Origin of the sequence: Stenotrophomonas sp. LM091 (genome assembly GCF_001806305.1) — a bacterium.
GTDB classification, from domain to species: Bacteria; Pseudomonadota; Gammaproteobacteria; order Xanthomonadales; family Xanthomonadaceae; genus Stenotrophomonas; species Stenotrophomonas bentonitica_A.
Genome location: NZ_CP017483.1, coordinates 3,714,629 through 3,739,135 on the forward strand (window position 1 = coordinate 3,714,629; position 24,507 = coordinate 3,739,135).

Annotated in this window: 29 protein-coding genes; 26 read left to right on the forward strand and 3 right to left on the reverse strand. The window is 67.1% G+C overall.

What is annotated here, in order from left to right; genetic code table 11:
- The first annotated feature begins 35 nt into the window (after window positions 1-35).
- From BIZ42_RS16530 to truD, 9 genes are all read left to right on the forward strand, one after another.
- The gene (locus BIZ42_RS16530) at window positions 36-296 is read left to right on the forward strand and encodes a hypothetical protein (protein WP_156785768.1); all 261 of its coding nucleotides are present in this window, start codon (window positions 36-38) and stop codon (window positions 294-296) included.
- On the forward strand, window positions 293-1,957 hold the full coding sequence (locus BIZ42_RS16535) for a CTP synthase (RefSeq protein WP_070427084.1): 1,665 nt from the start codon (window positions 293-295) through the stop codon (window positions 1,955-1,957). The genes BIZ42_RS16530 and BIZ42_RS16535 overlap by 4 nt, the downstream gene beginning before the upstream one ends.
- A gap of 105 nt (window positions 1,958-2,062) precedes the next feature.
- Window positions 2,063-2,893, forward strand: a complete 831-nt coding sequence (gene kdsA / locus BIZ42_RS16540; RefSeq protein ID WP_019183338.1) for a 3-deoxy-8-phosphooctulonate synthase — start codon at window positions 2,063-2,065, stop codon at window positions 2,891-2,893.
- Complete coding sequence (locus BIZ42_RS16545; protein WP_026069801.1) at window positions 2,890-3,306, forward strand: hypothetical protein; 417 nt, start codon at window positions 2,890-2,892, stop codon at window positions 3,304-3,306. The genes kdsA and BIZ42_RS16545 overlap by 4 nt, the downstream gene beginning before the upstream one ends.
- Before the next feature lie 69 nt (window positions 3,307-3,375).
- Window positions 3,376-4,662 carry a phosphopyruvate hydratase gene (gene eno, locus BIZ42_RS16550; protein ID WP_070427085.1) on the forward strand — a complete coding sequence of 429 codons (1,287 nt, stop codon included), beginning with the start codon at window positions 3,376-3,378 and terminating at the stop codon, window positions 4,660-4,662.
- 4 nt (window positions 4,663-4,666) lie between these two features.
- Window positions 4,667-5,017, forward strand: a complete 351-nt coding sequence (ftsB, locus tag BIZ42_RS16555; protein WP_019183335.1) for a cell division protein FtsB — start codon at window positions 4,667-4,669, stop codon at window positions 5,015-5,017.
- On the forward strand, window positions 5,014-5,712 hold the full coding sequence (gene ispD, locus BIZ42_RS16560) for a 2-C-methyl-D-erythritol 4-phosphate cytidylyltransferase (protein WP_026069800.1): 699 nt from the start codon (window positions 5,014-5,016) through the stop codon (window positions 5,710-5,712). The genes ftsB and ispD overlap by 4 nt, the downstream gene beginning before the upstream one ends.
- Before the next feature lie 37 nt (window positions 5,713-5,749).
- On the forward strand, window positions 5,750-6,247 hold the full coding sequence (gene ispF, locus BIZ42_RS16565; protein WP_019183333.1) for a 2-C-methyl-D-erythritol 2,4-cyclodiphosphate synthase: 498 nt from the start codon (window positions 5,750-5,752) through the stop codon (window positions 6,245-6,247).
- Window positions 6,244-7,290 (forward strand): tRNA pseudouridine(13) synthase TruD, encoded by a 1,047-nt coding sequence (gene truD, locus BIZ42_RS16570; protein ID WP_070427086.1) that lies wholly within the window; start codon window positions 6,244-6,246, stop codon window positions 7,288-7,290. The genes ispF and truD overlap by 4 nt, the downstream gene beginning before the upstream one ends.
- A 138-nt stretch (window positions 7,291-7,428) precedes the next feature.
- Here the strand turns inward: truD and BIZ42_RS16575 are convergent, their stop codons facing one another.
- On the reverse strand, window positions 7,429-7,968 hold the full coding sequence (locus tag BIZ42_RS16575; protein WP_070427087.1) for a Smr/MutS family protein: 540 nt from the start codon (window positions 7,966-7,968) through the stop codon (window positions 7,429-7,431).
- A gap of 186 nt (window positions 7,969-8,154) precedes the next feature.
- Here BIZ42_RS16575 and surE point away from each other — a divergent pair, with 186 nt between their 5' ends.
- Genes surE through BIZ42_RS16595 form a run of 4 tightly spaced genes read left to right on the forward strand, consistent with a single transcriptional unit; the run spans window position 8,155 to window position 11,018 of the window.
- Window positions 8,155-8,934, forward strand: a complete 780-nt coding sequence (gene surE / locus BIZ42_RS16580) for a 5'/3'-nucleotidase SurE (protein WP_019183330.1) — start codon at window positions 8,155-8,157, stop codon at window positions 8,932-8,934.
- Window positions 8,931-9,608, forward strand: coding sequence for a protein-L-isoaspartate(D-aspartate) O-methyltransferase (locus BIZ42_RS16585; RefSeq protein ID WP_070427088.1), 678 nt, complete (start codon window positions 8,931-8,933; stop codon window positions 9,606-9,608). Before surE ends, BIZ42_RS16585 begins: the two co-directional genes overlap by 4 nt.
- A 19-nt stretch (window positions 9,609-9,627) precedes the next feature.
- Window positions 9,628-10,242 carry a YqaA family protein gene (locus tag BIZ42_RS16590; RefSeq protein ID WP_070427089.1) on the forward strand — a complete coding sequence of 205 codons (615 nt, stop codon included), beginning with the start codon at window positions 9,628-9,630 and terminating at the stop codon, window positions 10,240-10,242.
- Entirely contained in the window at window positions 10,239-11,018 is a 780-nt protein-coding gene (locus BIZ42_RS16595) for a peptidoglycan DD-metalloendopeptidase family protein (protein ID WP_070427090.1), read from the forward strand. Before BIZ42_RS16590 ends, BIZ42_RS16595 begins: the two co-directional genes overlap by 4 nt.
- Before the next feature lie 146 nt (window positions 11,019-11,164).
- Here the strand turns inward: BIZ42_RS16595 and BIZ42_RS16600 are convergent, their stop codons facing one another.
- Together BIZ42_RS16600 and yhbY are read right to left on the reverse strand one after the other, a co-directional pair.
- Entirely contained in the window at window positions 11,165-11,539 is a 375-nt protein-coding gene (locus BIZ42_RS16600; protein ID WP_019183326.1) for an MTH938/NDUFAF3 family protein, read from the reverse strand.
- A 13-nt stretch (window positions 11,540-11,552) separates the two neighbouring features.
- Window positions 11,553-11,858, reverse strand: coding sequence for a ribosome assembly RNA-binding protein YhbY (gene yhbY / locus BIZ42_RS16605; protein WP_019183325.1), 306 nt, complete (start codon window positions 11,856-11,858; stop codon window positions 11,553-11,555).
- A 65-nt stretch (window positions 11,859-11,923) separates the two neighbouring features.
- Here yhbY and rlmE point away from each other — a divergent pair, with 65 nt between their 5' ends.
- The 13 genes from rlmE to recX all read left to right on the forward strand — a co-directional run bounded on the left by rlmE (window position 11,924) and on the right by recX (window position 24,406).
- Window positions 11,924-12,556 (forward strand): 23S rRNA (uridine(2552)-2'-O)-methyltransferase RlmE, encoded by a 633-nt coding sequence (gene rlmE, locus BIZ42_RS16610; RefSeq protein ID WP_019183324.1) that lies wholly within the window; start codon window positions 11,924-11,926, stop codon window positions 12,554-12,556.
- A 53-nt stretch (window positions 12,557-12,609) separates the two neighbouring features.
- Complete coding sequence (gene ftsH, locus BIZ42_RS16615; RefSeq protein ID WP_019183323.1) at window positions 12,610-14,550, forward strand: ATP-dependent zinc metalloprotease FtsH; 1,941 nt, start codon at window positions 12,610-12,612, stop codon at window positions 14,548-14,550.
- A gap of 141 nt (window positions 14,551-14,691) precedes the next feature.
- On the forward strand, window positions 14,692-14,835 hold the full coding sequence (locus tag BIZ42_RS19710) for a hypothetical protein (protein WP_172838058.1): 144 nt from the start codon (window positions 14,692-14,694) through the stop codon (window positions 14,833-14,835).
- 107 nt (window positions 14,836-14,942) lie between these two features.
- The gene (locus BIZ42_RS16620) at window positions 14,943-15,446 is read left to right on the forward strand and encodes a hypothetical protein (RefSeq protein ID WP_156785769.1); all 504 of its coding nucleotides are present in this window, start codon (window positions 14,943-14,945) and stop codon (window positions 15,444-15,446) included.
- A 57-nt stretch (window positions 15,447-15,503) separates the two neighbouring features.
- Window positions 15,504-16,403 (forward strand): dihydropteroate synthase, encoded by a 900-nt coding sequence (gene folP / locus BIZ42_RS16625; RefSeq protein ID WP_070427092.1) that lies wholly within the window; start codon window positions 15,504-15,506, stop codon window positions 16,401-16,403.
- The gene (miaA, locus tag BIZ42_RS16630) at window positions 16,403-17,356 is read left to right on the forward strand and encodes a tRNA (adenosine(37)-N6)-dimethylallyltransferase MiaA (protein ID WP_070427581.1); all 954 of its coding nucleotides are present in this window, start codon (window positions 16,403-16,405) and stop codon (window positions 17,354-17,356) included. The genes folP and miaA overlap by 1 nt, the downstream gene beginning before the upstream one ends.
- Before the next feature lie 107 nt (window positions 17,357-17,463).
- Window positions 17,464-17,745 carry an RNA chaperone Hfq gene (gene hfq, locus BIZ42_RS16635; protein ID WP_070427093.1) on the forward strand — a complete coding sequence of 94 codons (282 nt, stop codon included), beginning with the start codon at window positions 17,464-17,466 and terminating at the stop codon, window positions 17,743-17,745.
- A 26-nt stretch (window positions 17,746-17,771) separates the two neighbouring features.
- Window positions 17,772-19,082, forward strand: coding sequence for a ribosome rescue GTPase HflX (gene hflX, locus BIZ42_RS16640; protein ID WP_070427094.1), 1,311 nt, complete (start codon window positions 17,772-17,774; stop codon window positions 19,080-19,082).
- Between the two features lie 175 nt (window positions 19,083-19,257).
- Window positions 19,258-19,752: a CinA family protein gene (locus tag BIZ42_RS16645; protein WP_019183317.1), complete on the forward strand. Its 495-nt coding sequence runs from the start codon at window positions 19,258-19,260 to the stop codon at window positions 19,750-19,752.
- A gap of 36 nt (window positions 19,753-19,788) precedes the next feature.
- On the forward strand, window positions 19,789-21,468 hold the full coding sequence (ubiB, locus tag BIZ42_RS16650; protein ID WP_019183316.1) for a 2-polyprenylphenol 6-hydroxylase: 1,680 nt from the start codon (window positions 19,789-19,791) through the stop codon (window positions 21,466-21,468).
- A gap of 441 nt (window positions 21,469-21,909) precedes the next feature.
- Complete coding sequence (gene lexA, locus BIZ42_RS16655; protein WP_019183315.1) at window positions 21,910-22,560, forward strand: transcriptional repressor LexA; 651 nt, start codon at window positions 21,910-21,912, stop codon at window positions 22,558-22,560.
- Window positions 22,561-22,763: 203 nt separating this feature from the next.
- The gene (gene recA, locus BIZ42_RS16660) at window positions 22,764-23,804 is read left to right on the forward strand and encodes a recombinase RecA (RefSeq protein WP_026069798.1); all 1,041 of its coding nucleotides are present in this window, start codon (window positions 22,764-22,766) and stop codon (window positions 23,802-23,804) included.
- A 110-nt stretch (window positions 23,805-23,914) separates the two neighbouring features.
- Window positions 23,915-24,406: a recombination regulator RecX gene (gene recX, locus BIZ42_RS16665; protein WP_019183313.1), complete on the forward strand. Its 492-nt coding sequence runs from the start codon at window positions 23,915-23,917 to the stop codon at window positions 24,404-24,406.
- Window positions 24,407-24,507: the final 101 nt, after the last annotated feature.

Consider the following 24,507-nt stretch of genomic DNA (forward strand, 5'->3'; position numbering starts at 1 on the left):
TCAATCTGTAAACTATGGCTTTCCGGGAGTAGTGCGTGTCATCCATCAGCGAATGGACTGGCCTGGTCGTGCGCGATCGCCAGCAGGGTAGGCAGGAGGTGACGGTCCAGACAGCGGCCGGCACGGCTGACCCGACGTCGCTGACCCACTCCCGCACCGTATCCCCCCTGATCCCGTTCCTGGCGCGTGAAGATGCCGCCGCCAGCCGGATCGTCCCGATTTCCCCCTTTACGTCGTCCGTCGCCCCGCGCGCCGGCGCCGTTTCCCCCTTCCTGACAGGACACCCCCAGCCATGACTCCCTTGATCTTCGTAACCGGCGGCGTAGTGTCCTCGCTCGGCAAAGGCATTGCCGCCGCGTCGCTTGCCGCCATCCTCGAGGCCCGCGGCCTGCGGGTGACGATGATGAAGCTCGATCCGTACATCAACGTCGACCCGGGCACCATGAGCCCGTTCCAGCACGGTGAGGTCTACGTCACCGATGACGGCGCCGAGACCGATCTTGACCTGGGCCATTACGAGCGCTTCGTGCGCACCCGCCTGAGCCGCAAGAACTCGGTCACCACCGGCCGCATCTACGAGAACGTGATCCGCAAGGAGCGCCGCGGCGACTACCTGGGCGCCACCGTGCAGGTCATTCCGCACATCACCGATGAGATCCGCCGCTGCATGGACGAGGCCACCGAAGGCTTCGACGTGGCGCTGGTGGAGATCGGCGGTACGGTGGGCGACATCGAGTCGCTGCCGTTCCTGGAGGCGATCCGCCAGGTGCGCACCGAGCGCGGCCCGGAGAAGGCGCTGTTCATGCACCTGACCCTGGTGCCGTACATCGCCGCCGCCGGCGAGCTGAAGACCAAGCCGACCCAGCACTCGGTCAAGGAGCTGCGCTCGATCGGCATCCAGCCGGACGTGCTGCTGTGCCGTTCCGAGCAGGTCGTGCCGGATTCGGAGCGCCGGAAGATCGCCCAGTTCACCAACGTCTCCGAGCGCGCCGTGATCAGCGTGCCGGACGTGGACGTGCTGTACCGCATTCCGATGGGCCTGCACGCGCAGGGCCTGGATGACATCGTCATCAACCAGCTCAAGCTCGGCGACAAGGCCGGCCCGGCTGACCTGCACGAGTGGGAAGCGGCGGTGGACGCCACCCTGCACCCGCTGGACGAGGTCACCATCGCGGTGGTCGGCAAGTACGTCGACCACCAGGACGCCTACAAGTCGGTCGGCGAAGCGCTCAAGCACGGCGGCCTGCGCCAGCGCACCAAGGTCAACCTGAAGTGGCTCGAAGCGCAGGAGCTGGAAGACAGCGACCTGGCCGCGCTGAAGGATGTCGACGGCATCCTGGTGCCGGGCGGCTTCGGCGACCGTGGTTTCGAAGGCAAGGTGCTGAGCTCGCAGTTCGCCCGTGAGCAGCAGGTGCCGTACTTCGGCATCTGCTACGGCATGCAGGCCGCAGTGGTCGATTTCGCCCGCCACGTGGCCGGCCTGGAAGGTGCCAACAGCACCGAGAACGATCGCCAGTCGCCGAACCCGGTGATCGGCCTGATCACCGAATGGCGCACCGCCACCGGCGATGTCGAGAAGCGTGACGACAAGAGCGACCTGGGCGGCACCATGCGCCTGGGCCTGCAGGAGCAGCGCCTGAAGCCGGGCACGCTGGCCCGCGAGCTGTACGGCAAGGACGTGGTCGCCGAGCGTCACCGCCACCGTTACGAGTTCAACAACCGTTACCGCACCCAGCTGGAAGATGCCGGCCTGGTGATCGCGGGCAAATCGATGGATGACACCCTGGTGGAAGTCATCGAGTTGCCGCGCGACCAGCACCCGTGGTTCCTGGCCTGCCAGGCGCACCCGGAGTTCCTGTCGACCCCGCGCGACGGCCACCCGCTGTTCATCGGCTTCATCCGTGCCGCGCGCGAGCGCAAGGCCGGTGGCAAGCTGGCCCAGGACGCAGCTGCCTGATCGGCACGCCGCACTTGCAGTGGGGGCCGCGTGCCCCCATTGCAGAGCGCTAATCACCCACGGCGGCTGGCCTGGCCAGTGTTCGCCGGACAACAAGGAAACGCCATGAAACTGTGTGGATTCGACGTCGGGCTGGACCAGCCCCTGTTCCTGATCGCCGGCCCGTGTGTGATCGAGTCGATGCAGCTGCAGCTGGACGTGGCTGGCAAGTTGAAGGAAATCACCGATCGCCTCGGCATCAACTTCATCTTCAAGTCGAGCTTCGACAAAGCCAACCGCACCTCGGGTACCGCCTTCCGCGGCCCGGGCATGGAAGAGGGCCTGAAGGTCCTGGCTGAGGTGAAGAAGCAGATCGGCGTGCCGGTGCTGACCGACGTGCACGAATACACCCCGATGGACGAAGTGGCCTCGGTGGTGGACGTGCTGCAGACGCCGGCGTTCCTGGTGCGTCAGACCGATTTCATCACCAAGGTGTGTGCGGCCGGCAAGCCGGTCAACATCAAGAAGGGTCAGTTCCTGTCGCCGTGGGACATGAAGCCTGTCGTGGAGAAGGCCAAGGCCACCGGCAACCAGGACATCATGGTCTGCGAGCGCGGCGCCAGCTTCGGCTACAACAACCTGGTCAGCGACATGCGTTCGCTGTCGGTGATGCGCGATACCGGTTGCCCGGTCGTGTTCGATGCCACCCATTCGGTACAGCTGCCGGGCGGGCAGGGCAACAGCTCCGGTGGCCAGCGCGAGTTCGTGCCGGTGCTGGCGCGTGCGGCGGTCGCTGTGGGCGTCTCGGGCCTGTTCGCCGAGACCCATCCGGATCCGTCCAAGGCGTTGTCCGATGGCCCCAACGCGTGGCCGCTGGATCGCATGGAAGAACTGCTTGAAACCCTGATGGAACTCGACGCGGTCACCAAGAAGCACGGGTTCTCGCGCTTCGCATGATGGCCGACGTGCCGGCGTCACCCGCGGTGCGCCGCGGCTGGCGCGGTTGGGCCTGGGGCTGGATCGCGCTGGGTGCGGCGATGACCGCCTGGGGCGGTGTGTTCGTGCTGGTGCTGCTGGTATTCGCCAGCGTCGGCTCGCCGGGCGATGGCGACAACGCGCTGCGCTCGGTGCGCCCGCTGCTGCTGGTGACGCTGTCGCTGACCGGGACCGTCGCGCTGGTCTGTGTCACTGCCAGCGTGCTCGCATTCCGGCTGCGCCGGCAGGCGGCTGGCGGCGGTGGCGCACTGCTCCTGCTGGCCCTGTTGATGCTGGTGTTGTTGATCCCATCGCTGGTCTCGCGCCAGGCCACCGTGGCCGGGGTGCTGCCGTCGGCCACGCCGATTTGGCAAGTGACGGGTGTGCAGGGATAATCACGCGGCATGTTTTTTTCGGCGCTGCATTGGCTGCGCCTCCCCTCTCTGACTGGTAACCGGCCCGCTATGACCACGATCCGCAGCATCCACGCCCGTGAAATCCTCGACAGCCGTGGCAACCCCACGCTGGAAGCCGAAGTCATCCTCGAGGACGGCTCGTTCGGTCGTGCCGCCGTGCCCTCGGGCGCCTCGACCGGCACCAAGGAAGCCGTGGAACTGCGTGACGGCGACAAGACCCGTTACCTGGGCAAGGGCGTGCGCAACGCCGTGTCCAACGTCAACACCACGATCGCCACGGCACTGAAGGGCTTCGACGCCGCCGACCAGGAAGGCCTGGACCGCCGCCTGATCGATCTGGACGGCACCGAGAACAAGGGCCGCCTGGGCGCGAACGCGCTGCTGGGGGTTTCGCTGGCCAATGCGCATGCCGTGGCCACCTCGAAGAAGCAGGCGCTGTGGCAGCACCTGGCCAATGGCCGCGACGTGACCCTGCCGGTCCCGATGATGAACATCATCAACGGCGGCGCACATGCCGACAACAACGTCGACTTCCAGGAGTTCATGGTGCTGCCGGTCGGCTTCACCTCGTTCTCCGAGTCGCTGCGTGCCGGCACCGAGATCTTCCATTCGCTCAAGTCGGTGCTCAAGGGCCATGGCCTGAGCACGGCGGTGGGCGATGAAGGCGGCTTCGCGCCGGACTTCCGCAGCAACGTCGAAGCGCTGGACACCATCCTTGAAGCGATCGGCAAGGCCGGCTACACCGCCGGTGAAGACGTGCTGCTGGGCCTGGACGTGGCCTCCAGCGAGTTCTACGAGAACGGCAAGTACAACCTGGTGGGCGAGAACAAGCGCCTGACCTCCGAGCAGTTCGTCGACTTCCTGGCCGACTGGGCCGCGCAGTACCCGATCATCACCATCGAAGACGGCCTGGCCGAGAACGACTGGGCCGGCTGGAAGCTGCTGACCGACCGCATCGGCAACAAGGTACAGCTGGTCGGTGACGATCTGTTCGTCACCAACCCGAAGATCTTCAAGGAAGGCATCGAGTCCGGCACCGCCAACGCGATCCTGATCAAGGTCAACCAGATCGGCACCCTGACCGAGACCCTGGAAGCGATCGCCATGGCGCACGCGGCCAACTACGCCTCGATCGTCTCGCACCGTTCGGGCGAAACCGAAGACACCACCATCGCCGACATCGCCGTGGCCACCACCGCCACCCAGATCAAGACCGGCTCGCTGTGCCGCAGCGATCGCGTGGCCAAGTACAACCAGCTGCTGCGGATCGAGGAAGCCCTCGGTGCCGGCGCGCGTTACGCTGGTCGTGACGCGTTCGTGTCGCTGAAGCGCTGATCGCATGCGCAACTGGCGCTGGCTGCTGCTGGTGCTCGCGCTGCTGCTCGCGTGGCTGCAGTACCGCTTCTGGTTTGGACCGGGCAACTCGGGCGAGGTGATGATGCTCGAAGCCCAGGTCGAGAACCAGAAGCGGGACAACGCCGGCCTGCAGCAGCGCAATGACGCGCTGGCTGCCGAGGTCAAGGACCTCAAGGAAGGCGAGGCGGCCATCGAAGAACGCGCACGCAGCGAGCTGGGCATGATCAAGCCCGGCGAGAAGTTCTACCGCGTGGTCGAAGACGCGCCGGTGCCGCCGCCGCGTGCACCGACGGCCGTTCCCGATCCGGACGCGCCGCACCAGGACGTGCCCTGATGGCCGGCATCTGGGCGGTGGTGCCCGCCGCTGGACGTGGCACCCGCTTCGGCGGGCCCACGCCCAAGCAGTATCTGCTGGCCGGCGACCGCGTGTTGCTGGCCCATACCCTCCAGGCGCTGCTCTCGCACCCGGTCGTGGCCGGGGTGATGGTGGTGGTCGCCGAGGATGACGCCGACTGGCCGGGCTGGCAGTCGCTGGCGGACAAACCCATCCTGACCTGCATCGGCGGGGCGACCCGTGCCGGCTCGGTACTGGCCGGCCTGCATGCCTTGCCCGATGACGTGCGGGCCGATGATTTCGTGCTGGTCCACGATGCCGCCCGCCCCAACCTGGCCGCTGCCGATCTGGGCCGCCTGCTGGAAGTGGGGCGTGCCGACCCGGTCGGCGCGATCCTGGCCGCCCCCGTGCGCGACACCCTCAAGCGTGCCGGCGACGACGGCGGCATCGATGCCACCGAGCCGCGTGAGCGCCTGTGGCGCGCGCTGACCCCGCAGCTGTTCCGCCGCCACCAGCTGGCGCGCGCGCTGCAGGAGGCGGCCGATGCCGGCGTAGAGGTCACCGACGAGGCCATGGCCATGGAGCGCCAGGGGCTGCGCCCGCTGCTGGTGGAAGGCAGCGAAGACAACTTCAAGGTCACCACCCCGGCTGATCTGTCCCGTTTTGAATTCGTGTTGTCGCGTCGCGAACCCTGACGTCCGCACGCGCCACACCCAACCGCAGGTTCTTGCAATGACCACGCCACAGTTCCCTCCCTTCCGCATCGGACAGGGCTACGACGTCCATGCCTTCGGCGAGGGCGACCACATCATGCTCGGTGGCATCCGGGTCGAACACAGCTGTGGCGTGCTCGCGCACAGCGATGGCGATGTGATCCTGCACGCCCTGTGTGATGCGATGCTCGGCGCGCTGGCGCTGGGTGACATCGGCGTGCATTTCCCGCCGACGGACATGCGCTGGAAGGGCGCGGACAGCGCGCACCTGCTTGCGCATTGCAACGGCCTGCTGCGCGAACGCGGCTGGCAGGTCGGCAACACCGACATCACCGTGATCTGCGAGCGGCCGAAGGTCGGCCCGCACGCCTTGGCCATGCGTGAGCGCATCGCCACCGTGCTGGGCATCGCGCTGGACTGCGTGAGCGTCAAGGCGACCACGTCGGAAAAACTGGGCTTCACCGGCCGCAGCGAGGGCATCGCCGCCCAGGCCAGCGTACTGCTGGTGGCGCTGTGATCCCGTTGCCGCTGGCGTTCGGCGCGCCGTTGCTCACCGCGAAGATCCGCACCACGCCCGAGGATTTCCAGGTCGACGAACTGCCGGCATTCGAGCCGAGCGGCGAGGGCGAGCACCTGCTGCTGACGATCCGCAAGCGTGGCGCGAACACCGTGCACGTCGCCAAGGTGCTGGCCAAATGGGCTGGGCTGCCGGACATGGCGGTCAGCTACGCCGGCATGAAAGACCGCCATGCGGTCACCACGCAGCGCTTCAGCGTGCACCTGCCCAAGCGCGTGGCGCCCGATCCGGCGCTGCTGGCTTCCGATGAGATCGAGGTGGTCGAGTCGACCTGGCACAACCGCAAGCTGCAGCGCGGTGCGTTGGCCGGCAACCGCTTCAAGCTGGTCCTGCGCGATGTGCAGGGGGATGCTGCGGCCATCGAAGAGCGACTTTCCCATATCGCCTCGCGCGGCCTGCCGAACTGGTTCGGTGAGCAGCGTTTCGGTCGCGATGGCGGCAATGTGCCGGCGGCGCTGGCGATGTTCGGTGGCCGCCGCATGCGTCCGGACCAGCGCTCGCTGCTGCTCTCGGCCGCCCGTTCGGCGCTGTTCAACCAGGTGTTGGCGGCGCGCGTGGAGCAGGGCAACTGGGACGCGCCGCTGGACGGCGAAGTCTGGATGCTCGATGGCAGCCGCAGCGTGTTCGGCCCGGAGCCGTGGACGGATCTGCTGGCCGATCGTCTCGGCCGCTTCGACATTCATCCCAGCGGCCCGTTGTGGGGCGAGGGCGAACTGCGCAGCACCGGTGCCGCTGCCGAGCTGGAGCTGGGCGCGGTTGCCGATGCGCAATCGCTCGCACTGCGCGCCGGCCTGGAAAGCGCCCGCCTGAAGCAGGAGCGCCGCGCGCTGCGCCTGCGCCCGGCGATGCTGCAGCACCAGTGGCTGGCTCCCGAGGTGCTGGAACTGAGCTTCGCGCTGCCGCCCGGCTGCTACGCCACCGCGGTGCTGCATGAGCTGGGGCCGGTAGAAGACGCAAGCCAGTCCGACACCCAGGCCGCGTAGAGCCGACCGTTGGTCGGCTGCCGTCCGTCCCGGCGCCGCAAATTACGTAGAGCCGACCGTTGGTCGGCTGCCTAGCTCAGCCGACCAACGGTCGGCTCTACCCCGTGCGCGTGCGGCGGGGGAATTCCAGGGCCGGCGTTACCGGTTGCTCAGCAGCACCAGCACTGCGCCGGTGCCGCCCTGGCCGGCGGGCGCGGAATGAAACGCGAGCACGTCGTTGCGCAGGCGCAGCAGACGATCCACCAGATTCTTCAGCACCGGTGCGCCGCCATCGGATTGCAGTCCCTTGCCGTGGATGATGCGCACGCAGCCGTACTCATGGGCATGCGCTTCCACCAGGAACTGGCGCACCAGTGTCTCGGCCTGGGCCACCGTCGCGCCATGCAGGTCCAGTTCGTCCTGCACGGAGTACTGCCCGCGCTTGAGCCGCTGGAACATCCGCGGCGGCAGATTCTCGCGCCGGTAGCTGGCGGTATCGCCGGCCTCCAGTGGGCTGCTGTCGCGCAGCAGCCGGGCGAATTCCCCGCGGGCCTCCTGTTCATCCTGTTCGGCCATGCGCGCACGCGGCTTGGGCCGCGGCGTGGCCGGCGGCGGGGTGACCACCTTGCGCAGCGGCTTGACCTCGCCGATGGCGGCCCGGAACAGGGCCGCGGGATCTTCGTCTTCAGAATGTGACATGCGTACAGCCTAATGGGCGGGAGGGGCGATGCCTACCGTTATCGGGGTAGGACGATCTGTCCGCTTGCGGCACAATAGCTGACGCACTTGCGCGGTCGTCGCGCTCCGGAAGGGGCAGGGCCACCGCCGCCAACAGTGGGAAGTGATGGAATCGAAGTCTTGAAAAATCAAGCGGTTAAATCGCAGATGCGGATTCTGGTCAGCAACGACGACGGTGTCGATGCGCCGGGCATCAAGATGCTCGCCACGGTATTGCGTGACGCAGGTCATGAAGTGACCGTGGTCGCCCCCGATCGCGATCGCTCAGGCGCCAGCAATTCGCTGACCCTGGACCTGCCGATCCGCATGAAGCGCATCGACCACTACACCTGCTCGGTGGCCGGCACGCCGACCGACTGCGTGCATCTGGCCCTCACCGGCATGCTCGAGTATGAGCCGGATATCGTCGTCTCGGGCATCAACAACGCCGCCAACCTCGGCGACGACGTGATCTATTCCGGCACCGTCTCGGCGGCGATGGAAGGGCGCTTCCTGGGTCTGCCCGCCGTGGCGATGTCGCTGGTCACGCACAACCACGAGCCACGCAACTTCGAAACGGCCGCTCGCGCTGCGGTGGAGATCGTCACCCGGCTCAAGGCCGATCCGCTGCCCGCCGACACCATCCTCAACGTCAACGTGCCGGACCTGCCGTGGAGCGAAGTGCGCGGCTTCGAAGTGACCCGCCTGGGCAACCGTCACCGCGCCGAAGGCTGCATTGCCCAGCGCGACCCGCGCGGCAACCAGGTGTACTGGATCGGCCCGGCCGGGCGCGAACAGGACTCCGGCCCCGGCACGGATTTCCACGCGGTGCGCAACGGCTATATCTCGATCACCCCGATCCAGGTCGACCTCACCCGCTACCAGGCGCTGGAGAAGGTGGCCAGCTGGGTCGGCGGGCTGACCGCCGCGCTGGATCGGCCGGCATGAGCCCACGCCTGCGCCTGCAGCCCGAAGCGGTCGGCATCGGCATGACCTCCCAGCGCGTCCGCGACCGCCTTGTCGACCGCCTGCGCGATGCCGGCATCGCCGACGAAGCCACCCTCAATGCCATCCGCGTGGTGCCGCGCCATCTGTTCATCGATGAAGCACTGGCCTCGCGTGCCTACGAAGACACCGCCCTGCCGATCGGCCACGGCCAGACCATTTCGCAACCCTGGGTGGTTGCGCGCATGACCGAAGCGGTGCTGCAGTCGGCGCCGACGAAGGTGCTGGAAGTCGGCACCGGCTCGGGTTACCAGGCCGCCGTGCTGGGGGCGATCGGGCTGGAGGTCTACACGGTCGAGCGCATCGGCGATCTGCTGCGCCAGGCGCGCAAGCGCTTCCGAGCGCTGGGCATGAACATCCGCAGCAAGCATGACGACGGGCGCGTCGGCTGGGCCGAACACGGCCCTTACGATGCAATCGTGGTGACGGCGGCCGCACCGGCGCTGGTCGATGCGCTGGTCGAGCAGCTGGCCGTGGGTGGGCGCCTGGTGGCGCCGGTGGGCGGCCCGGGCGCGCAGTCGCTGATCCAGTTGACCCGTCGCGATGACGGCAGTGTCGAACAGCAGGTACTGGCACCGGTCACGTTCGTACCGCTGCTGTCTGGCATGCTGGACTGATTCCAAGGAGCGTTGCGTCATGAAGATTTTTGGTCCGCTGTACGAGCGGGCAATGAAGTGGGCCGCGCACGAGCGCGCCCCGACCTATCTGACGGTGTTGAGCTTCATCGAAGCGATCATCTTCCCGGTGATGCCCGAGGTGATGCTGGCGCCGATGTGCGTGGCCCAGCCCAAGCGCGGCTGGTGGTTCGCCACGCTCAGCCTGGCCGGCTCGATGGTCGGTGCGCTGGTCGGCTATGCGCTGGGCCACTTCGCCTTTGAAGCGCTCAAGCCGGTATTCGCCGCGCTGGGCATGCTGGGCAGCATCGAGGGCGGTATCGCCATCGTGCAGGCCAAGATGGCCGAGTCGCCGTGGGCAGTGTTCACCTTCCTGGTGCTGGGCGGCTTCATGCCGATCCCGATGAAGGTCTTCACATGGGCATCGGGTATCGTCGGCGTGCCGTTGCCGCAGTATTTCCTGAGCATGTTGATCGGCCGTGGCAAGCGCGTGTACGTGCTGGCGGCGGTCATTCGTATTGGCGGGCCGCGCGCGGAAGCTGCGCTGCGCCGTTGGATTGAACCGCTGGGCTGGATCGCGACCGCGCTGGTGGTCGTGCTGGTCGCCTGGCTTGTATGGAGGTCGAAGTTCGCATGAGTGCTGATCGTTTGAGCAAGGGAGTGCGCAGCGGCGCGCTGCTGTTGGTGGTGTCGGCGCTGAGCGCCTGCGGCACTGCCACCGTGGTGCGGCCCTCGGGCTCGGGCGGCGGCGTGGCCCACAGCACGCCGCAGACCTCTGTGGCCAAGCCCGGCCAGACTGCGGTCGTCCGTCGTGGCGACACGCTGTATGCACTGGCCCGCATCCACAACATCACCCCGCGTGATCTGGCTGCCTGGAACGGGCTGGCCGAGCCGTACACGATCTATCCCGGCCAGTCGCTGCGCCTGTACCCGGGCGGCAGTGGCAGCCCCGGCCGCGCCCCGACCACCGTGGTCACCGCGCCGCGTCCGGGCAGCACCGCGCCGGCGGCCACCCCGGCCCCGACCACCGCCATCAAGAGCAACATCAGCTGGCGCTGGCCGGCCGATGGCGCGATCGTTGGCCGCTTCGTCGCCGGCGAGGCGACCAAGCAGGGCGTGGACATCGCCGGCACCAGCGGCCAGCCGGTCCGTGCGACCGCCGCCGGCGTGGTGGTGTACTCCGGTGCCGGCCTGGTCGGTTTCGGCGAGCTGATCATCATCAAGCACAGCGACCAGTGGCTGTCGGCGTATGGCCACAACCGCAAGCGCCTGGTCAGCGAAGGGCAGAGCGTGAAGGCCGGCGAGCAGATCGCCGAAATGGGCCGCACCGGCGCTGCGCGCGACATGCTGCACTTCGAGATCCGCTACAACGGCAAGCCGGTCGATCCGCTGCTGTACCTGCCGCCGCGGTAATCAATGCAGCCGACCAACGGTCGGCTCTACCCCGCACAGCTCGTAACCGGGTGGTAGAGGACGCCATGCGTCGCTGTCGAGGACCGGGACGCAGGCACAAAAAAGGCCGCCCCAGGGGCGGCCTTTTCTGAACGGAAATTCCGGTCTCACCCCTTCAGGATGAACGCCGCCGCCACCTTGCGACCCTCGCTGGCGAGGATGTTGAAGGTCCGTGCGGCCGCCGGGTTGTTCATCACTTCCAGGCCGATCCCCCGGGTCAGGCACGCGGCCATGACCGCAGCGGGCGGGAACACCTGGGTATCGCCGGTGCCCAGCACCACCAGTGCGGGGTTCAGCGCCAGCACCGGCGCCAGGTCTTCCGGGGTCAGGCGGGCGATATCGGCCACCGGCCAGGCTTCGATCAGCGTGTCCGGGGCCAGGATGAAACTGGCGGCCAGGGTCCGGTCATTCACCTTCGCGCTGCGGCCATCGGCGGCACGCAGGGCGTAGGCGTAATCGGGGATTTCGTGGCTCAGCTGCATGGGCGTTCCGGGATCAGCCGCGCGGCAGGACGATCTGGCGCTGTTCCTTGCTCGGGCGGTACAGCACGGCCACGTGGCCGATGCGCTGCACCAGCGCGCTTTCACTGGCACTGACCAGCTCGGCGATGAGGGCGTCGCGGGCCTCGCGGTCTTCGGCGGCGACCTTGACCTTGATCAGCTCGTGGCGTTCCAGCACCTCTTCCAGTTCAGCCAGGAAGGCCGGTGTCACCCCCTTGCCGCCGATCTGGAGCAGGGCTTTCAGATCATGCGCGTGGCCGCGGAGGAAACGGGTTTGGGAAGACGTCAGGGCGATAGCCATTCAGGAACAAGCGGTTAACTGGGGCGATCAGGGTATCATGACCTCCCCATCGGACCCGCATCTCAATGGCAACCCGCAGCAAAAGCAGTCAACGTTGGTTGAAAGAGCACTTCGCCGACCCCTTCGTGAAGAAGGCCCAGGCCGAGGGCATGCGCTCGCGCGCGGCCTACAAACTGGAGGAGCTGCTGGAGCGGGATCGGCTGCTGAAGCCGCACATGGTCGTGGTCGACCTGGGTGCCGCCCCGGGCGGCTGGTCCCAGCAGGTCCGCCGTCAGATCGGCGACACCGGGCGGGTCCTGGCGCTGGACATCCTGGAGATGCCGCCGCTGGCCGGCGTGGAGTTCCTTCACGGTGACTTCAGGGAACAGGCCGTCCTATCGGAGTTCGAAGCCATGCTGGGGGATCAGCCGGTAGACCTTGTGCTCTCGGATATGGCCCCCAATAAGAGTGGAATGGACGCGGTGGACCAACCGCGGATGATGCACCTGGCGGAGTTGGCGTTGGAGTTTGCCGACAACCATCTCAAGCCCGGTGGCGCGTTCCTGATCAAGCTGTTCCAGGGCGTGGGCTTTGACGACTACGTGCGCGAAATGCGCCGCCGGTACGACAAAGTGGTGATCCGCAAGCCTGAAGCGTCCCGTAAGCGCTCGCCCGAGGTGTACGCCTTGGGGCAGGGAAAACGCGCGCAGATCAAGTAAGCTCAACCATACGAATCGCGTCAGGAATTAGAGGAACACCGGAGCCAATGAGGATGAACGACTTGACCAAGAACCTCCTGCTATGGGTGGTCGTCGCCGTCGTGCTGATGGTGGTCTTCCAGAGCTTCTCGCCGAAGAGCAGCGGAGCCGGCGCGCAGGGTGCGACGTATTCGCAGTTCCTCGACCAGGTGGACAGCGGCAACATCCAGAAAGTAGTGCTGGGCGAAATGCGCGGCGGTGCCAATGATGTGACCTACACCACCCGCAGCGGCCAGACCAGCACCATCACCGCGCCCTACGATCGTGACCTGATCAACGTGCTGCGCGGCAAGAAGGTGGAATTCGAGCAGGCGCCGCCCTCCAGCGGCATCTCGCTGGGCGCGATCCTGATGAACTTCCTCCCGGTGATCCTGATCATCGGCTTCTGGATCTTCATCATGCGCCAGATGCAGGGCGGTGGCGGCGGGGCCAAGGGCGCGATGTCCTTCGGCAAGTCGCGCGCCAAGCTGCAGGGCGAAGACCAGATCAAGGTCACCTTCGCCGATGTCGCCGGCTGCGACGAGGCCAAGGAAGAGGTCGGCGAACTGGTCGACTTCCTGCGTGACCCGACCAAGTTCACCAAGCTGGGCGGCAAGATTCCGCGCGGCGTGCTGATGGTCGGCCCGCCGGGTACCGGCAAGACCCTGCTGGCCCGCGCCATTGCGGGTGAGGCCAAGGTCCCGTTCTTCTCGATCTCCGGTTCGGATTTCGTGGAAATGTTCGTCGGCGTCGGCGCCAGCCGCGTGCGCGACATGTTCGAGCAGGCCAAGAAGCAGGCCCCGTGCATCATCTTCATCGATGAAATCGACGCCGTCGGTCGTCACCGTGGTGCCGGCCTTGGCGGCGGTCACGACGAGCGCGAGCAGACCCTGAACCAGCTGCTGGTCGAAATGGACGGTTTCGAGGGAGGCGAGGGCGTGATCGTCATCGCCGCCACCAACCGTCCGGACGTGCTGGATCCGGCGCTGCTGCGCCCGGGCCGTTTCGACCGCCAGGTCGTGGTCGGCCTGCCGGACGTCAAGGGCCGCGAGCAGATCCTGAAGGTGCACATGCGCAAGCTGCCGCTGGCCGACGATGTCGAGCCGATGGTGATCGCGCGCGGTACCCCGGGCTTCTCCGGTGCGGACCTGGCCAACCTGGCCAACGAAGCAGCGCTGTTTGCCGCACGTGGCGGTGAGAAGGAAGTCCGCATGGACCACTTCGACCGTGCCCGCGACAAGATCCTGATGGGTGCCGAGCGCCGTTCGATGGCGATGAGCGAAGAAGAAAAGACGCTCACCGCGTATCACGAAGCCGGCCATGCCATCGTCGGCCGCCTGGTGCCCGAGCACGATCCGGTCTACAAGGTCACCATCATTCCGCGCGGCCGCGCGCTGGGTGTGACGATGTACCTGCCGGAAGGCGACAAGTACTCGATGAACCGCGTGGCGATCGAATCGCAGCTGTGCTCGCTGTACGGCGGCCGTGTGGCCGAGGAGCTGATCTTCGGCACCGACAAGGTCACCACCGGTGCCTCCAACGATATCGAGCGCGCCACCAAGATGGCCCGCAACATGGTCACCAAGTGGGGCCTGTCCGACGAGCTCGGCCCGATCGCCTACGGTGAAGAGGACGATGAAGTGTTCCTCGGCCGTTCGGTGACGCAGCACAAGAGCGTGTCTGACGACACCGCGCGCCGCATCGACGAAGTGGTTCGCAGCATCCTGGACAAGGCCTACGCCCGTACCACCGAGCTGCTGACCGCCAACCTCGACAAGCTGCACACGATGTCCCAGCTGCTGCTGCAGTACGAGACCATCGATGCGCCGCAGATCAACGCCGTGATGGAAGGGCGCGATCCGCCGCCGCCGGCGGGCTGGGGCAAGTCGGCCAGCAACAAGGATGGCGGCAACAACGACAAGGGCGGCGATGCCCGTCCGGTCGCCCCGATCGCCGGCCCTGCCGAACAGATCTGAGTGTTGCCCACGTAAGTGGCGAAGGCCGGGGAAACCCGGCCTTCGCCGTTTCCGGCAGGTCATAATGAGGGCCTGTTTTCGTTCCCGTTCTGGAGCCGCCATGTCCGCCCCCCGCCGCAGCCGATCTCGCACACCACTGAAATGGTGATCGCCACGATCATTGGCGTGGCCATCGGCCTGACCCGCGACAACTTCCTGCTCGGCGCCGGCATCGGCATCGCCGTCGGTGTGCTGATGAGCATCGCCAAGACCGTCTACGTGGAGCGCAAGCGCCGCCAGCGCTGAGGGCTTGCGCGCGCGGGCGGCAGTGGGCAGGATGCGCTTGCCCGCGCCGCATGCCGCGGCCGGGCATGGCCGGGGGATCGGCCGACACACTTTCCAGGGGGACGTTCATGCGTCATTCGATGCGCGCAGCCGCTGCTGCGCTGTTGTGCTGTGCCACGCCGGTCATGGCCGCCGAGATCCACGTGCAGGATCCGGTGCCGTTCAACGAGTCGGCGATCATCGCCGAGAACATCAAGGCCGAGTGCCGGATGGGCGCACAGCTGGCGACCGCGCTGGGCAAGAATGCCCCGGCGCATGGCAATACCATCGTCTTCGGCAGTGACCCGGTGAACACCGGCAGCGGACACGCGTTGAAGCTGGAGCTTGTGGAGGCGCAGAGTGCCGGCAATGCGTTCACCGGCCACTTCAAGTCGGCGGCCGTGCGCGGCGTGCTGTTCGAGAACGGCCAGCAGGTGGCCACGGTCACCGCACGCCGCGTGTCGCGCGGTGGCGCGTTTGCCGGCTTCAAGGGTTCGTGCGATGTGCTTGAGCGCACGGTCAATGCGATCGGCAGCGATCTGGCGATCTGGCTGGCCAAGCCGGTCGATGGGGCCCGCCTCGGCGACCTCTGACGGCCGGTCCGGTGCGCCAGCGTAAACTACGCGCTGGCGTACTTCGTGGATCTGCCCATGTTCGACATTTCTCCCCAGCTCGATTGCGGCGGCCGCTTGCTGCGGCTGGATCGCCCGCGGGTCATGGGCATCGTCAATGTCACCCCGGATTCGTTCTCCGACGGCGGTGAGCACGACAGCGTCGAGGCCGCGGTCGCGCACGGCCTGCAGCTGGTGGCCGAAGGTGCGGACCTGCTCGACATCGGCGGCGAGTCGACGCGGCCTGGCAGTGCGCCGGTGCCGCTGGACGAAGAACTGCGCCGGGTCATCCCGGTGATCGAGCGCCTGGCGCGCGAGACGTCCGTGCCGATCAGCATCGACACGTTCAAACCCGAGGTGATGCGTGCCGCCGTCGCCGCCGGTGCCGGCCTGATCAATGACATCCATGCGCTGCGCCAGCCGGGTGCGCTGGAGGCTGCCGCCGAGCTCGGCGTGCCGGTGGTGTTGATGCACATGCAGGGCGAGCCGGGCAGCATGCAGGACACCCCGCACTACGACGATGTCGTCGCCGAGGTGCATCGTTTCCTGACCGAGCGCATGTTCCAGGCCGAGATGGCCGGCGTCGTCAAGAAGCACCTGATCATCGATCTGGGCTTCGGCTTCGGCAAGACCACCGAACACAACATGATCCTGCTGGCGCGCTCGGACCGTTTCCTTGAACTCGGTGTCCCGATGCTGGCGGGTCTGTCGCGCAAGCGCAGCATCGGTGAGCTGACCGGTCGTGAACAGCCGCGTGACCGCGTGTCCGGTTCGGTCGCCGCGCACCTGATCGCCGCCCAGCGCGGCGCAATGCTGCTGCGCGTGCACGATGTCGCGGCCACGGTCGATGCCCTGAAGGTGTGGGCGGCGGTGGATGCCGTGCCGATGCCGCGGGTCTCGGCCGCACCGGCGATGCCGCGCTGGCCGGACGAGGACTGATGGCCGTCGACCAACGCCCGCTTGCGATCGCGGTGATGGGGCCGACCGCGTCGGGCAAGACCGCCACCGCGATCGCGCTGGCCCAGCAGTTGGACGGTGAGATCGTCAGCGTCGATTCGGCCCTGGTCTACCGCGGCCTGGATATCGGTTCGGCCAAACCCGACGCCGCCGAGCGCGCCCAGGCCCCGCATCATCTGCTCGATGTGCGCGACCCGTGGCAGACCTATTCGGCGGCAGAGTTCGCCGGCGACGCCGCCCGGGCCGTGCGCGACATCATTGCGCGCGGCCGCATGCCGATTCTGGCCGGTGGCACCGGGCTGTACTTTCGTGCCCTGCTGCAGGGCCTGTCGCCGATGCCTGAAGCCGATCCGGCGGTGCGCGCGCAGATCGCCGCCGAGGCGGCCGGGCAGGGCTGGGCGGCGATGCACGCCCAGCTCGCCGGCATCGATCCGGCAGCGGCGAAGCGCATTCACGCGACCGATCCACAGCGCATCCAGCGGGCGCTGGAAGTCCATCGGCTGACCGGCACCCCGATCAGCGAATGGCAGAAGCTGCCTGGTGTGGACCGGCTGCCGGTGCGGGCGCTCAAGCTGGTGTTGGCGCCCCGCGAGCGCAAGGTGCTGCACCAGCGCATCGAAACCCGGTTCGATGCGATGCTGGATCACGGTTTCCTGGATGAAGTCCGCGCGCTGCGCGCCCTGCCGGCCATGGCCGGGGTGGCCGCGCCGCTGGATCTGCCGGCCGTACGCGCGGTCGGGTACCGGCAGGCATGGGAATACCTGGGCGGGCAGGGGACGGCCGCCGAGTTCCGTGAGCGGGGTATCCAGGCCACCCGGCAGCTGGCCAAGCGGCAGCTGACCTGGTTGCGCGGGGAGCTTGATGCGCGCTGGTTCGATCCCCATTTAGAGAAGGCTTCCCTGGCGGATGCGGTGTCGACCTTCGTCGCACGCTGAGTCCACGCCGCCACCCACCCGCCCCGTGTACCATCAAGGGTTCCGGCGGGCGGCGGGGGCCGTGGCAACTGCCGGAAGACCATAAAAACAATAATCAGGAGTGTGCAATGTCCAAGGGGCAATCGCTGCAGGATCCGTTTCTGAATGCACTTCGGCGCGAACGTGTGCCGGTGTCGGTGTATCTGGTCAATGGCATCAAGCTGCAGGGGACGATTGAATCGTTCGACCAGTTCGTGGTGCTGCTGCGTAACACGGTGAGCCAGATGGTGTACAAGCACGCCATTTCGACCGTGGTACCGGCGCGCAACGTGAAGGTCGGGCCCGGTGGTGGCTATGTGCAGTCCAACGATGGCGCCGAAGGCGTCCAAGGTGATGAAGACGTTGAGTGACAGTGTGAAAAATTCTGGAGAACTGCGTGTTTGACCGTTCCAAGCGAGGCGAACACGCACTCCTGATCCAGCCGCATGCCGGCCGGCTCGAAGATGACGTGCTTGAAGAGTTCACCGATCTGGCCCGCTCCGCCGGGGCCAGCATCGCGGCCACGTTGACCGCGCGCATCGATCGGCCCAATCCGTCGATCCTGATCGGCAGCGGCAAGCTGGACGAGGTCAAGGCCGCGGCCGAGGCCACCGGCGCTGACCTGATCCTGGTCAACCACGCCCTGTCGCCGGGGCAGGAGCGCAACCTGGAGCGGTTCCTGGAGCGGCGCGTGATCGACCGCACCGGGCTGATCCTGGATATCTTCGCCCAGCGTGCGCGCAGCCATGAAGGCAAGCTGCAGGTGGAACTGGCGCAGTTGCGCCACATGTCCACGCGGCTGGTCCGCGGCTGGACCCATCTGGAGCGCCAGCGCGGTGGTTCCATCGGCCTGCGTGGCCCGGGTGAAACCCAGCTGGAAACCGATCGCCGCCTGCTGCAGAAGCGGGTGGAGCAGCTGCAGAAGAAACTGGAAAAGGTGGAAGTGCAGCGCACCCAGATGCGCCGTGCCCGCCTGCGCAGCGAACTGCCGCGCGTCGCCCTGGTGGGTTACACCAACGCCGGCAAGTCGACACTGTTCAACGCATTGACCGGCGCCGAGGCCTACGCGGCGGACCAGCTGTTCGCGACGCTGGACCCGACGGTGCGCCGCATCGCACTGCCCGGTGGCAGCGTCGTGCTTGCCGATACCGTCGGTTTCGTCCGCGACCTGCCGCATGACCTGGTGGCTGCGTTCCGCTCGACCTTGTCTGAAGCCCGCGAAGCGGACTTCCTGCTGCACCTGGTCGATGCCGCCGATCCGCACCGTGAGGAGCGCATCGCGCAGGTCGATGAGGTGCTGACCGCCATCGGCGCGGGCGATCTGCCGCAGCTGCTGGTGTTCAACAAGATCGACCGCATCGACGGGGCCGAGGTGCGCCACGATGGCCAGGACGGCATCCCCGACAGCGCCCGTCGCGAACGGGTCTGGATTTCCGCCCGCGACAACGTGGGCCTGCCGCTGCTGCAGTCCGTGCTGGGCAAGCGCCTGGGCCTGCAGCACGTCAGTGGCGAGCTGCGGCTGCCGCCGAGTGCCGGTCGCCTGCGGTCGCGTCTGCACCAGCTGGAGGTCGTGCGCAGCGAAGCAACCGATGAAGACGGTTGGCTGCTGCAGGTTGAGATTCCAATCGCCGAGGCCGAGAAGCTGGCGGCCGGCGAGGACGGCGCACCGATCCGCGCCATGCTCCCGGAAAAGCTTCCCGAGTGGTGAGGGGTGCGCCGGCCGCTGGCCGGCGCCCGCGATCCTGAGGTAGTGCCGGCCGCTGGCCGGCATCCCATGATGCTGAGGGTGCGCGACCCTACGTCGCACCCGGCGACACACGACATCACCCACGATTTCGGCTAAAACTGGGGGCGTTCGTTCCCCCGTTGATCCAGGATTCCCCATGACCGTTCCTTCCGACGCCGAGCTCGGCGCCCTCGCCAGTGACGTGGGGCAGCGGCTGCAGCAGGCCTCGCTGCAACTGGTGACCGCCGAGAGCTGCAGTGGCGGCTGGATCGCCAAGGCGATGACGGATATCGCCGGTTCCTCGGCGTTCTTCGACTGCGGCATGGTGGTGTACAGCTACGAAGCCAAGCAGCGTCTGCTTGGCGTGCGTGCGCAGACGCTGGAGCAGTTCGGCGCGGTCAGCCGCGAGACCGTGCTGGAGATGGTCTCCGGCGCGTTGATCAATTCCGGGGCGGGCATCGCCGTGGCGGTGACCGGGATCGCCGGGCCGGGCGGCGGAAGCGAGGACAAGCCGGTCGGCAGCGTCTGGATCGGCTGGAAGGGCCGGGGCGGCTACGCCCGTGCGCAGTTGTTCCAGTTCGACGGCGACCGCGAAGCCATACGGCGGCAGACCGTACAGCAGGCGCTGACGGGAATCTTCCCCCTGTTGTGACATCCTGACCGCGTGTGCTGACAGGAGAGTGGGCCGATGTGGGAAACGCTGGGTACCGTGCGTGACCTGGGGCGATTGCAGGAAATCGCGTCGGTCCTGATCCGCTATGGCTTCGGCGATCTGGTGCGCCGGATCGGCCTGGCCGATGTGCTTGAGCGTGCCGGCCGCCTGCTGCACTGGAACGACACCCAGCAGATGCTGCGGATGACCGCGCCGGTGCGCGTGCGCCGCGCGATGGAGGATCTGGGTCCGACCTTCGTCAAACTCGGCCAGGTGCTGGCCACCCGCGTGGACCTGTTCCCGCCGGACTGGATCGCTGAATTTTCCGAACTCCAGAACGCGGTACCGGCGCTGCCGTACGCGCAGGTGCGCGACCAGCTGGAGCGCGACCTGGGCGCGCCGGCGACGGAGGTGTTCGCGTGGCTGGATGAAACCCCGATGGCCGCCGCCTCGCTGGCACAGGCCCATCGCGCGACCCTGCATGACGGCACTGCCGTGGTGCTGAAGATCCGCCGTCCCGGTATCCGCGACGTGATTGAAGCCGACCTGCGCCTGCTGGCGCGCCTTGCCGAGATCGTCGAGGCGCGGCTGCCCGATCTCCAGCGCTACCGGCCGGCCGAGGTGGTGCAGCAGTTCCAGGTGTCACTGCGCCGCGAGCTGGATTTCGCTGCCGAATGCCGCAACGCCGAACGGATCGCGCGCAACTTCCAGGGCCGCAACGACATCCTGATTCCCAACGTGCACTGGCAGTGGACCTGCGAAAGCCTCAACGTGCAGGACTTCGTCGATGGCATTCCCGGCCGCGACCTGGCCGGTGTCGATGCAGCCGGCCTGGACCGCGTGCAGCTGGCCCGGACCGGGGCGCGCATCGTGCTCAAGATGGTGCTCGAGGATGGCTGTTTCCACGCCGACCCGCACCCGGGCAACATCATCTACCTGCGCGACGGCCGGATCGGCGTGATCGATTTCGGCATGGTCGGCGCGATTTCCGAACAGCGCCGCTTCCAGGTCGCCCAGCTCCTGCACGGCCTGGTCACGCAGGAGCCCGAGCAGGTGGCCGACGTCCTGCTGGACTGGGCCGGTGGCGTGGAGGTGGACGAATCGCGGCTGCAGCAGGACATCAGCACCTTCGTCGACCAGTACCGCGGGGTGCCGCTCAAGGACCTGCACATGGGCCTGATGCTGGGCAACATCACCCAGCTGCTGCGCCAGTACGCGCTGACCCTGCCGGCCGATCTGGCCCTGATGATCAAGACCTTCCTGACCCTGGAAGGGATGGGCCGCCAGCTTGACCCGCAGTTCGACATGGCCAGTGCCGCGCGTCCGTACCTGGAACGGGTGATGTGGCAGCGTTACTCGCCCGGCGCCATGCTCAAGCGCGGCAAGCGCAGCCTGGTGGGGGTGATGGACCTGGTCGGCGACCTGCCGCGCGATGTCCGCCGACTGCTGCAGATGGCGCGCCGCGGGCGGCTCCAGCTCAAGGTCGAGACCACCGCACTGCAGGGCTTCGGCGACCAGGTCAACCGCGCCGCCAATCGGCTGGTGATGGGCATCGTGACCGCTGCGCTGATCATCGGCTCCTCCATCGTCATGCACAGTGTTGGCGGCGTCTCCAGCCGCTGGCTGCTGGCGCTGGGCGTAGCCGGGTTCATCGGTGCCGGCTTCTGCGGCGTGTGGATACTGTTCTCGATCTGGCGCAGCGGCAAGAACCCCTAGGGTTCTTGCCGCTGGGATCCGCAGGATCCCCGCAACGTGCCGCCAACGCCGCACGTCGCGCGTAGAGCCGACCGTTGGTCGGCTGCTCTTGGTGGTTTAGCTGGCTGGGCCGGTCATCGTTTGCCCCGGGTAGCGCCCCGCCATGCGTGTCTTCTTCTGTTTTGCCCCACGTAGTGCCACGCCATGCGTGGCTGCTCCCCATCCGGCGCCAGGAATGCCCGACCCACGAGATGGCAGAGGCTCAACGCCGGAGGGATGGCCGCAAGCGGCACGCGTCCGCAGCGTCAGGCATTGCCGCGCTGCGCGCGGTCACCGACCAACGGTCGCTGGCTACAGGCGTTGCTGGCGGCTTCGGCCGGGGCCCGGACCGCTGTCCTTTGTAATGGCTCTTGCTCTGCGGGCACTTGCGTGCCCGTATCGTTAGTAGTAATACTACTAACCATGGACCTGACCGATACCCAGCAGGCGATCCTGCAGTTGATCGCCGAGCGTATAGAGACCGATGGCGCACCGCCGTCGCAGACGGAAATCGCCCGCGCGTTCGGCTTCAAGGGCGTCCGCGCGGCCCAGTACCATCTGGAAGCGCTGGAGCAGGCCGGGGCGATCCGCCGCATTCCGGGCCAGGCCCGCGGCATCCGCCTGGTCCAGGCACCGGCGCTGCAGAGCGGCCTGCCCGAATCGCTGCCCGCCTCGGCGCTGCCGGACCACGTCCTGCGCCTGCCGGTGCTGGGCCGGGTCGCGGCCGGTCTGCCGATCGGTGCGGACATCGGCTCGGATGACTTCGTGGTCCTGGACCGGGTGTTCTTCTCGCCCGCGCCGGACTACCTGCTGAAAGTGCAGGGCGATTCGATGATCGACGAGGGCATCTTCGACGGCGACCTGATCGGCGTGCACCGCACCCGTGACGCGCGCTCCGGCCAGATCGTGGTGGCCCGCATCGATGACGAGATCACGGTCAAGCTGCTGAAGATGGGCAAGGACCGGATCCGCCTGCTGCCACGCAATCCCGATTACAAACCGATCGAAGTGCTGCCGGACCAGGACTTCGCGATCGAAGGCCTCTATTGCGGGTTGCTGCGGCCCAACCGCTGACCCTGTTCCCCCTGAATCACGCGCGGTCTTTTGTGGCACATCTCTGGTTTTGCTGAGGTTGGTACGGATGTCCGATAATTTTTTTCCGAACGCCGGGCAGAATCTCAGCCCGTGCGATACGCCAGCCTTAAAGTGAACCCATGGCCAAGAAGACTTCCAAAGACAGCACCTCCACCGATACGACCTCTGCAAGGACCACTCCGATGGACGAAAACAAAAAGCGCGCCCTCACCGCCGCGCTGAGCCAGATCGAAAAGCAGTTCGGCAAGGGCGCCGTGATGCGCATGGGCGACCGTGTCGTCGAGGCGGTCGAGGTCATCCCTACCGGTTCGCTGATGCTGGATATCGCACTCGGCATCGGCGGCCTGCCCAAGGGCCGTGTGGTGGAGATCTACGGTCCGGAATCGTCGGGCAAGACCACCCTGACCCTGCAGGCGATCGCCGAATGCCAGAAGAAGGGCGGTACCGCCGCCTTCATCGATGCCGAGCACGCGCTGGACCCGATCTACGCCGCCAAGCTGGGCGTCAACGTGGACGACCTGCTGCTGTCGCAGCCGGATACCGGTGAGCAGGCGCTGGAAATCGCCGACATGCTGGTGCGCTCCAGCTCGGTGGACATCGTGGTGGTCGACTCGGTCGCCGCGCTGACCCCGAAGGCTGAAATCGAAGGCGAAATGGGCGACCAGCTGCCGGGCCTGCAGGCCCGCCTGATGAGCCAGGCGCTGCGCAAGCTGACCGGCAACATCAAGCGCTCCAACACCCTGGTGGTCTTCATCAACCAGCTGCGCATGAAGATCGGCGTGATGATGCCGGGCCAGAGCCCGGAAGTGACCACCGGCGGCAACGCGCTGAAGTTCTACGCCTCGGTCCGCCTGGACATCCGCCGTATCGGCGCGATCAAGAAGGGCGACGAGATCATCGGCAACCAGACCAAGATCAAGGTGGTCAAGAACAAGCTGGCGCCGCCGTTCAAGCAGGTGATCACCGAAATTCTGTACGGCGAAGGCATCAGCCGCGAAGGCGAGCTGATCGACATGGGCGTGGAAGCCAAGCTCGTCGAGAAGGCAGGCGCCTGGTACAGCTACGGCGAAGAGCGCATCGGCCAGGGCAAGGACAACGCCCGCGGCTATCTTCGCGACAACCCGCAGGTTGCCCAGCGTCTGGAAGCCGAGCTGCGCGAGAAGTTCCAGCCGGAAGAAGCCGTGCGTGAAGGCGGCGATGACGCCGAAGACGACGCCGAGTGAGTTTCCTGCGGGGCAGGGCGGCGCCGTCAGTGACGCCTGCCCTGGCCCGCAGTTCCACGAATCCCCGACGGGATGGCGCCAAGGATGGCGCACTGTAATGATAGGCGGCCATGCACGATTCCGATCCCCCCGCACCCCGGCGCAAGCGCCGTGTCCAGGAACAGACGCCGGTCCAGCGGGCGTTGGGGTTGCTGGTGCGCCGCGAGCATTCGCGTAAAGAGCTGACCCGCAAGCTGCAGGCCCGGGGCATCGAGAACGAGGCCGCCGAAGCGGCCGTCAGCAAGCTGGCCGAGGCCGGCTGGCAGGACGACACCCGCTTTGCCGAGAATCTGGTCCGGATCCGGGCCAATACCGGCTATGGGCCGATCCACATCCGCGCCGAACTGGGCACGCATGGCCTGGATAGTGATCAGATCGCTGCCGCCATGGATACTTTCGAAGGCGACTGGACCGAGAACGCCCGCGACCTGGTCTGCCGCCGTTTCGGCGAGGCCGGCCCGCAGGAACTGCCACAGCGGCGCAAAGCGGCCGATCTGCTGGCCCGCCGCGGCTTCCCCGGCGACAGCATCCGCCAGGCCACCCGTTACGACCCTGAGGACTGAGCGGCCCGGGCCTGATACCCTTTGTGGTTTCGGCGGTCCTGCAGTTGACACCCGGCCATTGGGGCTGCGTGCCAGGGACTGACCGGCCCGCACAAAGCCAG

What these genes read in the sequence shown, in the direction of transcription:
- BIZ42_RS16535 (WP_070427084.1), top strand. Translation starts at nt 293, where the DNA reads ATGACTCCCTTGATCTTCGTAACCGGCGGCGTAGTGTCCTCGCTCGGC.
- kdsA (WP_019183338.1), top strand. Translation starts at nt 2,063, where the DNA reads ATGAAACTGTGTGGATTCGACGTCGGGCTGGACCAGCCCCTGTTCCTG.
- BIZ42_RS16545 (WP_026069801.1), top strand. Translation starts at nt 2,890, where the DNA reads ATGATGGCCGACGTGCCGGCGTCACCCGCGGTGCGCCGCGGCTGGCGC.
- eno (WP_070427085.1), top strand. Translation starts at nt 3,376, where the DNA reads ATGACCACGATCCGCAGCATCCACGCCCGTGAAATCCTCGACAGCCGT.
- ftsB (WP_019183335.1), top strand. Translation starts at nt 4,667, where the DNA reads ATGCGCAACTGGCGCTGGCTGCTGCTGGTGCTCGCGCTGCTGCTCGCG.
- ispF (WP_019183333.1), top strand. Translation starts at nt 5,750, where the DNA reads ATGACCACGCCACAGTTCCCTCCCTTCCGCATCGGACAGGGCTACGAC.
- BIZ42_RS16575 (WP_070427087.1), bottom strand. Translation starts at nt 7,968, where the DNA reads ATGTCACATTCTGAAGACGAAGATCCCGCGGCCCTGTTCCGGGCCGCC.
- surE (WP_019183330.1), top strand. Translation starts at nt 8,155, where the DNA reads ATGCGGATTCTGGTCAGCAACGACGACGGTGTCGATGCGCCGGGCATC.
- BIZ42_RS16585 (WP_070427088.1), top strand. Translation starts at nt 8,931, where the DNA reads ATGAGCCCACGCCTGCGCCTGCAGCCCGAAGCGGTCGGCATCGGCATG.
- BIZ42_RS16590 (WP_070427089.1), top strand. Translation starts at nt 9,628, where the DNA reads ATGAAGATTTTTGGTCCGCTGTACGAGCGGGCAATGAAGTGGGCCGCG.
- BIZ42_RS16595 (WP_070427090.1), top strand. Translation starts at nt 10,239, where the DNA reads ATGAGTGCTGATCGTTTGAGCAAGGGAGTGCGCAGCGGCGCGCTGCTG.
- BIZ42_RS16600 (WP_019183326.1), bottom strand. Translation starts at nt 11,539, where the DNA reads ATGCAGCTGAGCCACGAAATCCCCGATTACGCCTACGCCCTGCGTGCC.
- yhbY (WP_019183325.1), bottom strand. Translation starts at nt 11,858, where the DNA reads ATGGCTATCGCCCTGACGTCTTCCCAAACCCGTTTCCTCCGCGGCCAC.
- rlmE (WP_019183324.1), top strand. Translation starts at nt 11,924, where the DNA reads ATGGCAACCCGCAGCAAAAGCAGTCAACGTTGGTTGAAAGAGCACTTC.
- ftsH (WP_019183323.1), top strand. Translation starts at nt 12,610, where the DNA reads ATGAACGACTTGACCAAGAACCTCCTGCTATGGGTGGTCGTCGCCGTC.
- BIZ42_RS19710 (WP_172838058.1), top strand. Translation starts at nt 14,692, where the DNA reads ATGGTGATCGCCACGATCATTGGCGTGGCCATCGGCCTGACCCGCGAC.
- BIZ42_RS16620 (WP_156785769.1), top strand. Translation starts at nt 14,943, where the DNA reads ATGCGTCATTCGATGCGCGCAGCCGCTGCTGCGCTGTTGTGCTGTGCC.
- folP (WP_070427092.1), top strand. Translation starts at nt 15,504, where the DNA reads ATGTTCGACATTTCTCCCCAGCTCGATTGCGGCGGCCGCTTGCTGCGG.
- miaA (WP_070427581.1), top strand. Translation starts at nt 16,403, where the DNA reads ATGGCCGTCGACCAACGCCCGCTTGCGATCGCGGTGATGGGGCCGACC.
- hfq (WP_070427093.1), top strand. Translation starts at nt 17,464, where the DNA reads ATGTCCAAGGGGCAATCGCTGCAGGATCCGTTTCTGAATGCACTTCGG.
- BIZ42_RS16645 (WP_019183317.1), top strand. Translation starts at nt 19,258, where the DNA reads ATGACCGTTCCTTCCGACGCCGAGCTCGGCGCCCTCGCCAGTGACGTG.
- ubiB (WP_019183316.1), top strand. Translation starts at nt 19,789, where the DNA reads ATGTGGGAAACGCTGGGTACCGTGCGTGACCTGGGGCGATTGCAGGAA.
- lexA (WP_019183315.1), top strand. Translation starts at nt 21,910, where the DNA reads ATGGACCTGACCGATACCCAGCAGGCGATCCTGCAGTTGATCGCCGAG.
- recA (WP_026069798.1), top strand. Translation starts at nt 22,764, where the DNA reads ATGGACGAAAACAAAAAGCGCGCCCTCACCGCCGCGCTGAGCCAGATC.
- recX (WP_019183313.1), top strand. Translation starts at nt 23,915, where the DNA reads ATGCACGATTCCGATCCCCCCGCACCCCGGCGCAAGCGCCGTGTCCAG.